Source organism: Neobacillus sp. GCM10027624, from assembly GCF_042675345.1.
GTDB lineage: Bacteria > Bacillota > Bacilli > Bacillales > Cytobacillaceae > Neobacillus > Neobacillus cucumis_D.
The window spans coordinates 682,416-696,181 of record NZ_JBHTHD010000002.1; the positions used below are offsets into that span (position 1 = coordinate 682,416).

General features: G+C 37.3%; 15 protein-coding genes. 4 read left to right on the forward strand and 11 right to left on the reverse strand.

All coding sequences use genetic code 11. The features are described 5' to 3' along the window. Positions 1–268: 268 nt before the first annotated feature. Positions 269–796: a GNAT family N-acetyltransferase gene (locus tag ACFQZ9_RS03370; RefSeq protein ID WP_498942313.1), complete on the reverse strand. Its 528-nt coding sequence runs from the start codon at positions 794–796 to the stop codon at positions 269–271. A 412-nt stretch (positions 797–1,208) separates the two neighbouring features. On the opposite strand from ACFQZ9_RS03370, the gene ACFQZ9_RS03375 reads away from it, so the two are divergent. From ACFQZ9_RS03375 to ACFQZ9_RS03385, 3 genes are all read left to right on the forward strand, one after another. Then, positions 1,209–2,570: an arsenic transporter gene (locus tag ACFQZ9_RS03375; protein WP_498942314.1), complete on the forward strand. Its 1,362-nt coding sequence runs from the start codon at positions 1,209–1,211 to the stop codon at positions 2,568–2,570. A 93-nt stretch (positions 2,571–2,663) separates the two neighbouring features. Then, on the forward strand, positions 2,664–2,831 hold the full coding sequence (locus tag ACFQZ9_RS03380) for a YwrJ family protein (RefSeq protein ID WP_498942315.1): 168 nt from the start codon (positions 2,664–2,666) through the stop codon (positions 2,829–2,831). 532 nt (positions 2,832–3,363) lie between these two features. Then, the gene (locus tag ACFQZ9_RS03385; protein WP_498942316.1) at positions 3,364–4,578 is read left to right on the forward strand and encodes a hypothetical protein; all 1,215 of its coding nucleotides are present in this window, start codon (positions 3,364–3,366) and stop codon (positions 4,576–4,578) included. A 109-nt stretch (positions 4,579–4,687) separates the two neighbouring features. Here the strand turns inward: ACFQZ9_RS03385 and ACFQZ9_RS03390 are convergent, their stop codons facing one another. From ACFQZ9_RS03390 to ACFQZ9_RS03420, 7 genes are all read right to left on the reverse strand, one after another. After that, positions 4,688–4,921: a DUF3953 domain-containing protein gene (locus tag ACFQZ9_RS03390; RefSeq protein WP_498942317.1), complete on the reverse strand. Its 234-nt coding sequence runs from the start codon at positions 4,919–4,921 to the stop codon at positions 4,688–4,690. 203 nt (positions 4,922–5,124) lie between these two features. Further along, positions 5,125–5,487 carry a DUF4362 domain-containing protein gene (locus tag ACFQZ9_RS03395; protein WP_498942318.1) on the reverse strand — a complete coding sequence of 121 codons (363 nt, stop codon included), beginning with the start codon at positions 5,485–5,487 and terminating at the stop codon, positions 5,125–5,127. Between the two features lie 242 nt (positions 5,488–5,729). Beyond that, on the reverse strand, positions 5,730–6,752 hold the full coding sequence (locus ACFQZ9_RS03400) for a DUF3231 family protein (RefSeq protein ID WP_498942319.1): 1,023 nt from the start codon (positions 6,750–6,752) through the stop codon (positions 5,730–5,732). Positions 6,753–6,917: 165 nt separating this feature from the next. After that, the gene (locus tag ACFQZ9_RS03405; RefSeq protein WP_498942320.1) at positions 6,918–7,355 is read right to left on the reverse strand and encodes an Imm26 family immunity protein; all 438 of its coding nucleotides are present in this window, start codon (positions 7,353–7,355) and stop codon (positions 6,918–6,920) included. A gap of 264 nt (positions 7,356–7,619) precedes the next feature. Then, a complete protein-coding gene (locus tag ACFQZ9_RS03410) occupies positions 7,620–8,174 on the reverse strand; it encodes a YvdQ family spore coat protein (protein WP_498942321.1) in 555 nt (184 codons plus the stop codon). Between the two features lie 351 nt (positions 8,175–8,525). Beyond that, positions 8,526–8,615: a recombinase family protein gene (locus tag ACFQZ9_RS03415; protein WP_198310127.1), complete on the reverse strand. Its 90-nt coding sequence runs from the start codon at positions 8,613–8,615 to the stop codon at positions 8,526–8,528. A gap of 13 nt (positions 8,616–8,628) precedes the next feature. Further along, a complete protein-coding gene (locus tag ACFQZ9_RS03420) occupies positions 8,629–9,501 on the reverse strand; it encodes a LysR family transcriptional regulator (protein ID WP_498942322.1) in 873 nt (290 codons plus the stop codon). Between the two features lie 126 nt (positions 9,502–9,627). Between ACFQZ9_RS03420 and ACFQZ9_RS03425 the strand changes: the two genes are divergently transcribed. Continuing rightward, the gene (locus tag ACFQZ9_RS03425; RefSeq protein WP_498942323.1) at positions 9,628–11,085 is read left to right on the forward strand and encodes an MFS transporter; all 1,458 of its coding nucleotides are present in this window, start codon (positions 9,628–9,630) and stop codon (positions 11,083–11,085) included. A gap of 51 nt (positions 11,086–11,136) precedes the next feature. Here the strand turns inward: ACFQZ9_RS03425 and ACFQZ9_RS03430 are convergent, their stop codons facing one another. The 3 genes from ACFQZ9_RS03430 to ACFQZ9_RS03440 form a co-directional block, all read right to left on the reverse strand. Continuing rightward, on the reverse strand, positions 11,137–11,289 hold the full coding sequence (locus tag ACFQZ9_RS03430) for a hypothetical protein (RefSeq protein ID WP_498942324.1): 153 nt from the start codon (positions 11,287–11,289) through the stop codon (positions 11,137–11,139). An 844-nt stretch (positions 11,290–12,133) separates the two neighbouring features. After that, positions 12,134–12,379, reverse strand: a complete 246-nt coding sequence (locus ACFQZ9_RS03435; protein ID WP_498942325.1) for a hypothetical protein — start codon at positions 12,377–12,379, stop codon at positions 12,134–12,136. Positions 12,380–12,649: 270 nt separating this feature from the next. Next, on the reverse strand, positions 12,650–13,759 hold the full coding sequence (locus tag ACFQZ9_RS03440; protein WP_498942326.1) for a flavin monoamine oxidase family protein: 1,110 nt from the start codon (positions 13,757–13,759) through the stop codon (positions 12,650–12,652). Positions 13,760–13,766 lie beyond the last annotated feature (7 nt).

A 13,766-nucleotide genomic window follows, 5' to 3' on the forward strand; every position in this document is an offset into this window, starting at 1 on the left:
TATTAGGATTGATACCATTGGACTACCATTCTAATTCATCACTGTGGTCTGGACTGGAAAGCTAACTGTTTTTACATTGACATAAAAAAACTGCTCCAAGGAGCAGTTTTTTATAAAGTCAATCTTCTATTTGGTCGCTATTTTCACCTGAGTTGTCTGCCGAACCTGATTCATCTCCTCCGACAGCATGTTGCTGTTTGGTGTTGGAACTTGTCAATCCTCTATGCCTAATGGTGCTGCTCTACAGCTAAAGCGCCAACTAAACTGTTTACATAATATCTTTATAGTAGATTATAGTAGGATCTAATTGTCCGTTTTCATTCCTTGAGTAGTTAGGGATCCGGCCGCCTTGAATATATCCTAATGAAGTATAGAGCAAATTAGAAGTGTCCCCTTCCCTAGTATCAAGAACTAATAAGGTTCTCCCCATCTCTAAAGCTGTTTCCTGAGCTTTTTCCATTAATAAACGGCCGATTCCATTCCGCCGATAATTTGGGTGTGTCATTAATTTGGCAATTTCCGCTCTATGCCCGCCATTCTGCTTTTGGCATAGATGCAATTGTACGGTTCCAGCTATTTCATTGTTCATCTTTGCTAGAAATAAGATCACGCCGGGATTTAATACATTTCCCCAATACTGATTTGCCTCTAAACGATTCAAAGGTGGCAAAAAGCCAATTGAAGCTCCATCTTCAACGACCCGTATGAGAAGTGTTGAAAGCTCATTTACATGTTCCTCAATGGAGATACATTTTTCTATTTTTATGGCATTTGTTGTGTTTGATCTATTTTCCAAAAAAACAACCTCCCAATTTAGTAAAATATGGTTTTACTGTACTAAAAATACTTGTTCGTTAAAAGTCTTATGTAAGAAAATCTTACCATGTTTATTCGTTGCTGAAGATAAATGAATTACACCCTAAACCCCCAAAAATCACTGTTGCCGAAGTTTTAATCTGTTAGTTGAAAATGAATTCACATTTTTTTATATTAGATTGTTTATTCTAATCTATTAAGCACTTTTTCAAAGATAAAAAGCACAATTGTAATAAAAAAGGGTACAAACCTAAAGCATGTCTGATGCGTGATACATATAAATACAGTACAACATCACAAGAGGGACAGATGGAAGGGAGGGACAAGCGCTTACTGACGATAGAGGAGGTAAAGAGCTCTCAAAACTTAGTAAGCAAGAAAGGAGAAATAATATGCTTCAACCAATGGCTTGGATCACCATTTTAGCCTTTTTGGGTACTCTGGTATTTATTCTGTGGAGACCCAAAGGGATAAATGAAGCCATACCTGCTGCAATTGGTGCATTGATTGTATTCCTTAGTGGCAGTGTTTCATTTTCAGACTTAGGTGTCATCACGGATACCATTAGTGGTGCTGCGATTACAATTATGGCAACCATTGTCATGGCGATTGTCTTAGAAAGCTTTGGATTCTTTAACTGGGTTGCAGTTAAGTTAGCTGAAATATCCAAGGGGTCAGGTGTACGATTATTTTGGTATGTCAACCTTCTATGTTTTCTGATGACCCTCTTTTTCAATAACGATGGAAGTATTTTAATCACCACACCGATTTTAGTCATGCTATTGAACAATATGGGATTAAAGAACCATCAAAAAATTCCTTATTTACTTTCTGGAGGCTTAATTGCGACAGCTTCCAGTGCACCAATCGGTGTAAGTAATATTGTAAATTTAATTGCACTGAAAATCGTGCATATGACGTTGTGGCTGCATACAGCGATGATGTTTGTACCGGCTACACTTGGTTTACTACTCTTAGTCGGGCTCCTCTTCGTTTATTTTCGCAAAATCTTACCAAAGACCATTCCTACTAGTGTAATGGGTCTAAACAATCCTTCTGTAAATCCAAAGAAACTGGGACCCAAATTTGCTTCGGAGAAGGAACGGACAAGATTTATGCTATATGTCCTGCTATTCGTATTTGCTGTACGTATCAGCCTCTTTGTTGCATCCTTTTTCGCCATTCCTGTTTCCCTGGTAGCTGTTCTTGGATCACTTGTTCTCCTAGGTTGGCGCTGGGCCTATCTAAAGGTTTCACCTGGTGATATGCTGAAAAAAACGCCGTGGTATATCCTTATTTTCGCTTTTTGTATGTATACCATCATTTACGGTCTAAACAACATTGGTTTAACAGACTGGTTGATTGGATTCATGCGTCCACTGGTTTCTGGAAGCCTGCTCCATGCGAGTGTCTTAATGGGGACACTTTTAACGGTACTGTCGAACCTATTTAATAACCACCCAGCCCTAATGGTGGGGACCCTTACCTTAACACATATGAACCTGGATTTACTCTCCTTAAAAATTGCTTATTTAGCAAACATTGTTGGCAGTGATATGGGCTCATTACTACTTCCAATGGGGACGCTCGCTACGCTCATGTGGATGCATATTTTAAGGCGTGGAAAAGTAATGATTACCTGGTGGCAATATATGAAAGTAACATTTGTCGTGATTCCACCAACTGTATTGTTCACATTAGTGATTTTATATTATTGGGTTTCTTATTTTTTTGGAGGAGTCCTTCAAAAATAGACCTATTTAAAAAGGAGAATAAAGGTGAATTAACATGCTTTTGGATTTCATTGAAAAAAATATTGAGGTGGAGATAACAGGAGGAATTTTTCATTGAAAAAGTTAGAAAATCGCCTGGTTATTCTGGATAATGGAGACCACCCCGAAAAAGTAGGCTTGCTCGAAAAGGTACAAGATAACCAAGCAACCTTGATCACAGATGAAGGTGAAACAGTGGTCTGGAATTTAGAGCATATAAAAACCAATCAGGTATCTCATTAATGGGGACTATTAGGACGTCGATCCAATTCCTCATTAAAATCTAAATATTTTGGTAGGTGTTTAAATGGGAAATATCAAAGTAACATCAAAAGAAAAATCCACCCAATGTTTAGCGACGAGGATGGATTAATCATACACTTCTAGACTTATTTTTGTGACCGTGTGAATCAGACGCGGTCTTTTTTGGTGTATCACCTATTATAGAATATGTAATTGGGGTGTTTTTTGTTCTACACATTAAGCTTATGTAAAGACACATATATTCTTACCCTCAAAATTATCCAAATAGGGTATTTTACTTATGTGGAGGTTCTGTTACTTTTCGTTTCCCTTCTTCTATCCTATCTATTCCAATCCCCAAATCCCTTTCGTAATGTACATTATGAAAATGCCGTCTATACTTAATAGACAGTTTAGTTAATATTAATCAGTTTTTAATAAATAGCCTCCCTTTTTCTAATATAGTAGAGACAAACAACATCTGTAATGCCAATAATTTGCGAGTAACCACTGTAAAGAAAGGAAATTCTATATGCAAACAAACCAAGATAAATTGAAAATATTACTTAGCAAGGTACCTGAAGTTACGATTTTTTTCTGGATCATCAAAGTTTTATGCACAACAGTCGGTGAAACATTCGCTGATTTCCTAAATTTCAACCTGGGATTTGGTTTAACTAACACTACCATACTATTGGGAATAGGTTTTTTCATTGTATTATATCTTCAATTCAGAACAACGAAATATGTTCCGAGCATTTATTGGTTAACTGTTGTTCTAATTAGCGTATTTGGAACGTTGGTAACGGATAATTTGACAGACGGAATGGGAGTCCCTCTTGAGCTTAGTACTGCAGTTTTCTCGGTTCTGCTAGCATTAACTTTTCTTTTTTGGTATCTTAGTGAAAAAACACTTTCGATCCACTCGATTTTTACAAGAAAAAGAGAAGTTTTCTATTGGCTTACCATTCTTTTCACATTTGCACTTGGAACAGCGGTAGGCGATTTATATTCCGAACAACTCGGTTTTGGATATCTAAACACAGGAATAACAGTTATTATAATCATTGCTTGTGTATTTTTAGCATGGAAGTTTTTGAAACTTGATGGGGTATTAGCGTTTTGGATTGCGTATATTCTTACTCGCCCGCTTGGGGCATCCTTAGGGGACTATCTTTCACAATCGAAAGTTAATGGTGGGTTAGACTTGGGGACAACCGTTACTAGTGTCATTTTTCTTATCGCTATTTTTGCAATCATCATTTTTCTTGCTGTTTCAAAAATTGATATAACGGCTAAAAGTGAAACCACCGAAACAAAGCAAACAAATGGAAGTAAGAAAAATGTTTTGGTACAAACCATTGTGGCACTTTGTATTTTCTTAGTTGTTGGTGTAGGCGGCTATGTATGGCGTAGTAATGACCTAGCATCACAATCCACTGCTTCACAAACGACATTAGCTGGACAATTAACAGATTTTATTAAAATTGAAAGTGATATTCTAAACGATGTAAACGTAGATAACTTTACTTCTGCGAAAAAAAGTGCAGACAATTTGGAACATCAATGGGATACATCCGAGGCTAAGCTTAGAAAAATAGATGGCACAAAATGGACTAAAATTGATGGAACAATTGACGTTGTATTAGCATCGGTTCGTTCATCAAACCCAGATGCCAGCAAGAGCAAATCTGCACTTAGCCATTCGCTTAGTATCATAAACAAAGTAAATAAATCAAAATCTTAGGAACCGCAAAATCGTGGTTCCTTTTTTAATTTGAAAGCACTGGCGTTAAATTCACTGCCTAAACTTTATGTGCAGGTTTAACATTTTCATGCGACTTGGTGGAAATTCTTTAGTTCAATAAAAAGCTTTGAATGGATGCGAATAATGAAAATAAGAAAACAACAACCATTAGCCAACCATACATTTTTCGCTCTTTTCGAAATTCCTCTAACCCCATAATTAAGATTGTTAGACCTAAGAGAAAGATCATAATGAAGTTAAACTCAAAGTTTTTCGTAATTAGTCCATAAGAAGTAAATAAAAAAGTAACTATTGATAAAACAGAACGTAGAACTTTTAACAAAATAACTCCCCTTTTTCTTGCACTAACCAGTTAGTAAAAAAGTGACTACCCCTTTAAGACAATTGCTCCTATTATTTACTGCCACCCATTTAAACTTTACCATATAAATCTAATCCTTTATTAGACTATCCTGACCTTTACTTGAAAGTGGAAATGCCTTGCTCCTTGTTTATGCAATGCACCGGTTTGTTGAAGAACCCCAACTATTTAACTCGATCATTATCTATTCCTAAATAATAAGGTACTTCATAACCTGAACAACCTGTTAAAACATATTCATCCTTGTTACTTTCATTTTTTATAACCTCGACAGTTTTGCACTGTATTGTCTTAATTGTTTTATCTCCAAATTCGTCTCTAGTATTGTCACTCTTCACTTCCAGAATTTCGACATTAGTTGTTATATCACTGATTATAGGGTCGCCTTCTTTTGTATATGAAACTACCCGTATATTATCTTTTTTTCCTTTACTCACATTTTGTATAAAAGATTTAAGCCTTGTTAAATTCTCTATCTCGTCTTGTTTGCTTACAAATAAAAGAAAAAATCCCCTTCTTAAGATCATACATTCACTCCCTGCTTTACTTATTTAACCTAATTGACGTTTTAAATGAATATAAGTTTCAAGCATTCTTCTTCCATTGCGACATTAGCACAATAAAAAAAGCCGCCAAAAATTCATGGCAGCTGGATTTTCAACTCTTGCACCCGGTAGTTTAAGTGCAACTCTTCACAATATATCAAACATAATTTATAATGAAATAAAAAAAGTCCTTACTTTTAAATCAGAAGGACTTTAAATGTGATTTACAATTGATTCTTTTTTCTTACTAATTCATCTCTATCGGAAGCCATTGGAGGCTGTTCCAACCATCCATTTTTAATCATGATATTAGCTCCATCTTCAGAATACATCTGAATTTCTAAGGATAGCCTGTTATACATTGCACTTAGATCTCCTCTAGGACTTTGACTAACAGCTGTACCATAATAGCCAACGCTCAAAGAAATCAAACCACTTGTGAAGAACATCATCAGTTTATCTGAAAAAGTACGGGATGTACTATTTGTTATTTCTGAATCCCAACCCATGGGTGCAGGAAGTTTACTTTCCTCTAGCTTACTTCTAAAAATTTGAATATGTTTATTCCCAACTTCTAAACCCTTTAAAAAAAATTGTTTTACATCCTTATCCTTTGCAACCTGACTAAATCCAGTAAGTGCAGCTACTCCAAGAGCATTTCTTTGCAGATTCGCAAATAAACTATCGACTTCGGCTGCAACTAATGGTCTTTTTTCTCCGAATACATCTAACATAAACCATTGCTTTCTTACAAATTCAACCTTCTCTAAATTAGGCAGGCTCGGAGATCTGATAAACAATCCTTTAGACAATAATAATTCAGTTGATCTATCATATAATTGCATAGTTTCTGTAAGGCAATCCATGTAATAGGATCTAATATCACTTCTTACAGATGTTCCAACACTAGCAGCATATGTTGTAAGTCCAACCTTAGACATTTGATTTATAAAATTTAGTACAAAACTGTCAGAATAAAGTCTAGGAGCATTTAAATCCACATCCTCTTTAATACTAAAACCATATGGAACTACATTTTTTTCCTCTGATAGTATTGCTGTAATCTTTTCAATATGTGACTGTGATAATTCTATAGCAAATTCAATTATAGGCTTAATTTCAATATCCTCAACTTTTTCTAGAAAAAATGTAAGAACACATTTGCTAGAGCTATCATTTAAGTATTGAAGCCAAAGTTGACCAATTTCACCCGCTGTTAGCCTAATCTGTTTTACTTCTTCATACATAAGTATCCTCCAAAAAAATTATAATAAAAATACCTTACCCAGAAATTACCTATAGTATGTATTAGTTAACTTAATACCCCACCCGTTCTTTCTTCAACTAAACTCCCCTTTAGTTGAACAAGCACAACCTGTATTACGTAAAATATTCTTCTGCTATGTTTTTAATTACAAAATACCCCCACGTTGAAAGATTGGATATTTTTCCCATTCCTCTTTAGATACAGGGCGTATTTCTTGGTAGCCTTTCATAAGGATGCAATTGTCTGCAAAACCTTCCTGAGATTTTAAAAAATAAGGTTCTATTCCGTCTTCTTCTAATGGACGATAGCCCAATATTATTCCATCTAGTCTTGTTTCATGAATAGTTTTTATATGTACATCACCTTGTTTTAACGTCTTAGTTCCAGCAATTGTTTCGGCGGAGGGAGGATATTCACCTACCCAGTCCATCAATCCTGCCAAAAACCCCCGTTTATCCTCTTTTGAAACTTGAATTACCCGTCCACATGCAAATTTGTTTGTACCTAAAGGGATTGCCCAAAATTGACCAGGCATTAAATATGTATTTGACTTTGGTAAAAATGGATAAGACACTTTTCGCATAATTCCGATTCTCCAATAAAATTTATTCCTTTATTATATCTTGACTCAAAATCTAATGGGGATTATTAAAATAACCCCTTAGTCTAATAGGAAAAGCCACCAAAAATGGCAGCTCGATCTTCAACTCTTGCACCCGATAGTTTAAGTGTAATGTTTCACAAACTTTGTTGTGGAATAAAATAAGCCGACCTTCATATTGAAGAATCGGACTTGTTAATTAGCTCTTTATTCATTTTTCACGGTTATCTGCTTTGTACGTTCCTATTAACTTAATGGTTTTTGGGAACCAGGTGGAACGTAAAAAGGCGGTACTTTAATCCATCCGCGTTTACGCATTAAATGTTTTAATCTCGTTGCGAAGGAAAATTTTTCTGTTTGAAACTGAATAAACAATAAACCAACATCTGTACGAATCGATTCAGATGCAGCACCAGCAGCACGCATAATTAAACTTACGATTTTTAAAGATAATTCGTTCGCTATCACATCGTCCGTTAATTTAACTCCAAGAGGGATACTATTAGAGTCTGATATTGGCAAATCTTCAGGAGCAGGAGGTAGCGGAATTCCTTCCTTAATCATGAAATCGTGGAGTCGTTCTCTTTGACTGGTTCCTAAATTCATATCTTCTTCAAGAATTGCTTTTAATTCTTCATCTGTTGTGGTATTTATTCCCGCTTGCACAGATACTTTAGCTAATTCAAGCCCTGCTAAGTAAATCCAGCATGACATCACTTCTCCAACATGAAGTGGTTGATCTTCATCTTGAACTGTCAGTGATTTCATGGCATCAATGACAGTTTCCAATATATTTACCATGCGAACCCCCCTGTGCTGATAGTATACATATTGTTTGTAAGGAAAAATTTTTTATTCAGAGTGTCTGCGTAATGCCTTATTATATTCAACTATCCTGCCCCATTAGTGCAAGAAGAAAAGCTGCCAAAATGACAGCTCAGATCTTAAACTCAAGCACCCGCTTGTTTAAGTGTAATCCTTCACAATCTTTTCTACACCTTAATATACTCCACTCCCTATTAAGTGTTGTTCCGGAATCCATTACAATACAAAAAGACACCTTCTTATTCAAGAAAAGCGCCCGATTGTTGAAGATTATTGATTAAATCTTATTCAATTAGGCCCTCTCCCCTTTTATAAAAAATGAATGAGCTACGTCTGCTTTCTCGCAAGACGGTCCATTTTCCATACAAGAATAATATCAAATTCTTTTCTTTTGGTTTCGTTCAAAAGCCTATCCAAAGCATTATCCTGTTTAGGAAGCGGATGAAGGCTGGGAGTGTTGTTTTAACAGCTCAATAAAGGCTGAAAGCTCGCTTGTCATAACACTGTCCTTGTGGCGAATAAAAAATGTTTTAGTCGAACTGTATTCAGATGGAACGTCAAAGGACCTCAACTGGCCGGCCTGCTCCAGCGATTGAATGGAGGACCTTGGGACAAAAGAGGCTCCCAGCCCTGAAATAACCCCTTGAATAATGGCATCCGGGTGATTAAACTCTAAATATCTTATGCTCCCTATCCCTTCCCTTTTTAGCCAGCGTTCAAGACGGTCCCGATGCGGGCAGCCTTTTGTATTCATAAGAAATGGCTTATGATAAACATCTTGAATATCTTCCGCTTCCGAAGAACTGATTAACACCAGCTGTTCTTCAAACACTAGTTCCTGAACGAGACTGTCATCATTCTGTTCCGATTTTACAAATGCCCCATGGAGCTGGAAATGGTGTACCTTTTCCACCAGCTCACTTGAATACTCCGTCATGAGAGACAATTCTACTTTTGGATACAGTTTGGAATACTTCGCCAATATGGCCGGCAGATACATAGCAGATGAAGTATGAGTAGCTCCAAGGATCAGCGGTCCTGATGGTTCTCCAATATCATTCATAACGATATGTGCCTCATCCATCAAATGAATGATTTGCTCGGCATAACGCAATAATTTATTGCCAGCAGGCGTCAATACCATTCCTCGCTGACGGTAAAAAAGCTGTATGTTTAATTCCGCTTCCAATTGCTGTACCCTTGCCGTAACGTTTGACTGTACGTACCCAAGTACTTGGGCCGCTTTTGTAATGCTTCCCTCATTTGCAACGGCCAGGAAAATTCGAAGCTCATTGCTCTCCATCCTTATCCCTCCTTTTATTTATCACTAAATATGAACTAAAATATCATTTATATTCATTTTACATGATTGAACATTTCCTGTACATTGGTGTCAGCGATATAAAAAAATATTTAGGAGGATTTAAAAATGAAAGGAATTTATTCAAACAAATGGGCTGTGCTGGCCGTCGTTACCCTTGTATCATTTGTGACCAATGTGGATGCAACGATCATCGTCATCGGCCTTCCTGCATTAATGAAGGATTTAAATATCCCGATTGTAACAGGGATGTGGACCATTACATCCTATCTTATTACCAGTACAATTTTTTTGCTTCCGGCAGGCAGATGGGCAGATATAGCGGGAGCTAAACGGATCTTTCTTTGGGGATTTGCTATTTTTACAATCGCTACTGTTTTGTGTGGCTTATCCGGCTCAGGAGTAATGCTCATCATCTTTCGGCTTATACAGGGGGTTGGTGCTGCGTTTGCTCTGGCAACGGCCACTCCCATTATGATGCGGACATTTCCCAAAGAGCAATTAGGGCTGGCTATAGGGATTAACTCCACGTCGTGGGTCATTGGTTCCATCATTGGCCCGGTCGTTGGCGGGGCTTTAATTAGCGCATTCGGATGGCGTTCCATTTTCTTTATATCTGCACCATTCGGCTTTATCGCTCTAGTTGGAGGGTGGTTTATTTTAAAAGAATGGAAAGTAAAGCAGTCTGTCAAAACGGATTGGATAGGCGTTACCACTTTCGCACTTGCTTTGACGGCCCTTTTAATCGCTCTTTCTCAAGGGCAATCCTGGGGATGGGGTTCTATCCGCATTCTTGGACTTCTCTCAACAGCCGTATTGCTGGGGGCTGCCTTTATCATTACTGAACTAAAGGTCAAAGACCCGCTTTTTAATCTTGCATTATATACTCACAGACTTTATACAACAGGATTGGGGATTACCATAAGCTATTGTATCGGATATTTTTCCATCACCCTTCTCCTTGCCCTATACCTGCAGGGAGCGCAGCACTTATCTCCTTTAGAATCAGGACTTTTACTCATTCCATTATCCCTGCCCCAGCTGGTGATGGGCCCGCTTGGAGGTAAGCTGGCAGACAGCTTCGGCCCTATTCGGATGCTGCTGACAGGAATGATCTTGATAGCCTTTTCCCTTCTGCTACTTGGGAACCTTGGAGAGCACCTGTCCATTACAGGAGTCATCATTCCATTGTTGATCATTTCGGTTGCAAACGGTTTTGCATGGCCGTCACTTGCGAAAACAGTTTTGTCGGCAGCCCCTTCAGAACATGCCGGAGCAGCATCAGGGATGTTCTATACCGTTTACAATATTGGGCGCGTTGGCAGCCAAACCCTGACACTCCTATTGCTTCAACTTTGCGTTGCTCCTGCCATTGCATCACGAGCATTTCTCGGAATGGGGATGGAGTCACGCACCGCAAAAATCTCCTTGGTGCATGTAACAGATATAGGATTTCGGGTCTATTCCCTATTCTTCATCCTGGCCCTGTTACTCGGAATAGGGATGCTGCGGGATCAAAAACGAAAACATATCTACACCGAAATAGAAAAACAAGCTTCACGATGAAGGAACAACCAGCCATACAGCTCATGTACGGTTGGTTATTTCATTTTTATCTTATGTAAAAAAGCTTTGTAAAAATGCGGTTAGATACGCGGCATTCTCCTGAAAAAAGGATTGTTTCTTTTCAATTCCCATTCTCTTACACCAGACAATTAAACAAAAGGCATCGAAAAATCGCTGCTCAAAACCAGCAACCGTTCCTGACATTCTAAAAAATTTGCCATCCCTTATTGAACAATCGCGCCCGCTAGCTTAATAAAATGGTGAATAAATTCTATCTGTATCAGTGTCAATAACAAACTCGACCTTTAAATCGCCATCATAAGGAATTTGTTCAAAATTATGAAGCCTACAAAATACATTTGGAAGGTCTTTAATCTCGAAGGATAATTCTTTTGCTTGAAGATATTTTTGCTTTAACTGTTGCTTGGAACACTTTTTACCAATAAGTAGAACCTGAATGAAATAACCGTCAATTTCAATAATCAATATAATCACGGCTGGTTGCTAATCAGTCTTATAGCTTAGAATTTTATTAAAGCCCCTGTTAGATGAAAAAAATATTTTTATTCGGAATAAAACCAACGAATAGGTGGAGGTATACCTGCTTCTCCTAAGAGATACACAAAAACGAAAAAGAAACAGATTAGTACCCCCAATACCATAACTAAGATGGAGAGTCCTATACTAGTTTTCTTTACGAGTCCAAGTAGCCCACAGATAAAACTTGCCACTCCTAAAAATAATTCAAAAAAAGCTACTGGATACACAGAATAATGGTCGATAACATACACTCTCACAAAGTTAAAGAATGTTATCAATAGAAAAAATATTATTTGTAATATTAGACCAACATAAGGAATATTACGTTTCAAGTTTTTCACTCTCTCAAAGTATAATTTCGCTTCATTATCAGATAAAATTATAAAATATCAATCGTGTTATTTGCGTAAACCTTCTTCAACTATACTTCCCCTTTAGTCTTATAAGAAAAAACCGCCAAAAATGGCAGCTCGATCTTCAACTCTTGCACCCGTTACTTGAATAAGAATTAAATCTCTTTTGGAAAATGAAAGATTACATATTTTGAAGTCCACATCTCACTTAGAACTGTTATTTCTCCTTGTTCATTATGAAAAACAAAGCCCGAACCGACTTGGTCTTTAAAAAACCAGCCTTTCTCAGCCATCAATTTTTTTATATTTTCATATGCTCTTCCTTGAATCATTTCTGAAATATACCATTGATAACTTTTATCCTCTGCAATTTTAACGATATTTCCATTCGATTTTTTCACCCTCCAATGAATGAAATAAATCAGCCTGTTTCTCCATTTTAACCTCCTCTAACTTCGTATTATTAATGAACCTCACCGATGGTAGCATTGCACCCGTTACTTTAAGTACAATATTTCCAATATGGTAGTGGAGAAGTATACAAAAAGGCATTGCTGCCTTTTTATTTAATATATATAGAAGAATTGTATAATGCTGTGATCATCAGAATTTTTCACTTTTTTAGTTTTTCAATGTCTGTAAGCTTTCACATAGGATACTCATTAATCGTGTCATGAAGACTTGTTATTTAAATTATTGATTTTAAAAACTGCCTGTTCAGCCGCCTGAAGTGCACCTTCAAGATGTCCACTACATTGTGAATTCGTCTCTGTACCAGCAAAAATAAGTTTCTTTTCCCATACACCTTCTACTGGTGGTTGACCATAGCTTTGGTAATTCTTAAGAGGACTGTAGTCTTCCTCAACAGTCGTTTCAGAATCGCTGGACCAATCTTTATAAAAAATAGCCTTTGCGTTTTTAGCTTCACTTCCAAAAAGCTTAACTAACTGGTCACCAACCAATTTTAAAATTTTATCTTGCCCCATTTTTTTACGTGCTTCTGGAGGCATTCCGAAGAATCCAAATAATGCACCAGAGCCCTTAATAGGAGAGGCATCATATATTTCTTCTAAGGGACCAACGGCACTCAATACATATCCAGAAAGCCCCAATTCTCTCCAGAAGGGACGATCATAGACTGCAACTACCTTTGCCTGTCCTGCCATCCACGTAGGTTTTTGTACAATGTCAGTAATAAGATTGGGAGGGAGGGAAGGCGAAAATTCAATGTGATGCGCCACAAGACGAGGTGGCAATGCCAGAATAACAGCATCTGCAGGAATTTTTTTTTCCTTTCCATTAGAAAGCTCTGCTTCAACCGTGATATCACCATCTTCATTCAGCTGAATTTTTTTAACTCGAGTTTCTAGCTCAACTATTTCTGAAGGAATAGTCTCTGCTATAGCATCGATAAGAGACTGCACACCTCCAGTCAATCGGACCCATTTTTCGTCAGAATTTTCTTTCAGCACGCAGCGTTCTGGTGGCTTGATTTGGAATCGTTCTATTAGTATTTCGCCTTCCTTATATTGTTCGAAAGTTTCTAAATTTAGTTCTTTTACAAGATTAGCCATATGCCTCTCATCCTGTGGCCAAAACCACGTTGGGCCAAGGTCAAATCTACCTAGGTCAGGTCTGTCTGGAACAGACGAACTCAAAACCCTACCCCCAATTCGATCTCTAGCCTCTAGGACCATACATTTAATGCCTTGTTTAGTAAGTAGTGATGCAGCATGTAATCCACTTAAACCAGCACCAATAATGATTACAGGATTGTTCATATTTTGT

Bases quoted from the DNA above. Each gene is read 5' to 3' on its own strand.
- ACFQZ9_RS03410 (WP_498942321.1), bottom strand. From the start codon at position 8,174: ATGGTAAATATATTGGAAACTGTCATTGATGCCATGAAATCACTGACA.
- ACFQZ9_RS03430 (WP_498942324.1), bottom strand. From the start codon at position 11,289: ATGTCAGGAACGGTTGCTGGTTTTGAGCAGCGATTTTTCGATGCCTTT.
- ACFQZ9_RS03375 (WP_498942314.1), top strand. From the start codon at position 1,209: ATGCTTCAACCAATGGCTTGGATCACCATTTTAGCCTTTTTGGGTACT.
- ACFQZ9_RS03395 (WP_498942318.1), bottom strand. From the start codon at position 5,487: ATGATCTTAAGAAGGGGATTTTTTCTTTTATTTGTAAGCAAACAAGAC.
- ACFQZ9_RS03400 (WP_498942319.1), bottom strand. From the start codon at position 6,752: ATGTATGAAGAAGTAAAACAGATTAGGCTAACAGCGGGTGAAATTGGT.
- ACFQZ9_RS03385 (WP_498942316.1), top strand. From the start codon at position 3,364: ATGCAAACAAACCAAGATAAATTGAAAATATTACTTAGCAAGGTACCT.
- ACFQZ9_RS03425 (WP_498942323.1), top strand. From the start codon at position 9,628: ATGAAAGGAATTTATTCAAACAAATGGGCTGTGCTGGCCGTCGTTACC.
- ACFQZ9_RS03440 (WP_498942326.1), bottom strand. From the start codon at position 13,759: ATGAACAATCCTGTAATCATTATTGGTGCTGGTTTAAGTGGATTACAT.
- ACFQZ9_RS03405 (WP_498942320.1), bottom strand. From the start codon at position 7,355: ATGCGAAAAGTGTCTTATCCATTTTTACCAAAGTCAAATACATATTTA.
- ACFQZ9_RS03420 (WP_498942322.1), bottom strand. From the start codon at position 9,501: ATGGAGAGCAATGAGCTTCGAATTTTCCTGGCCGTTGCAAATGAGGGA.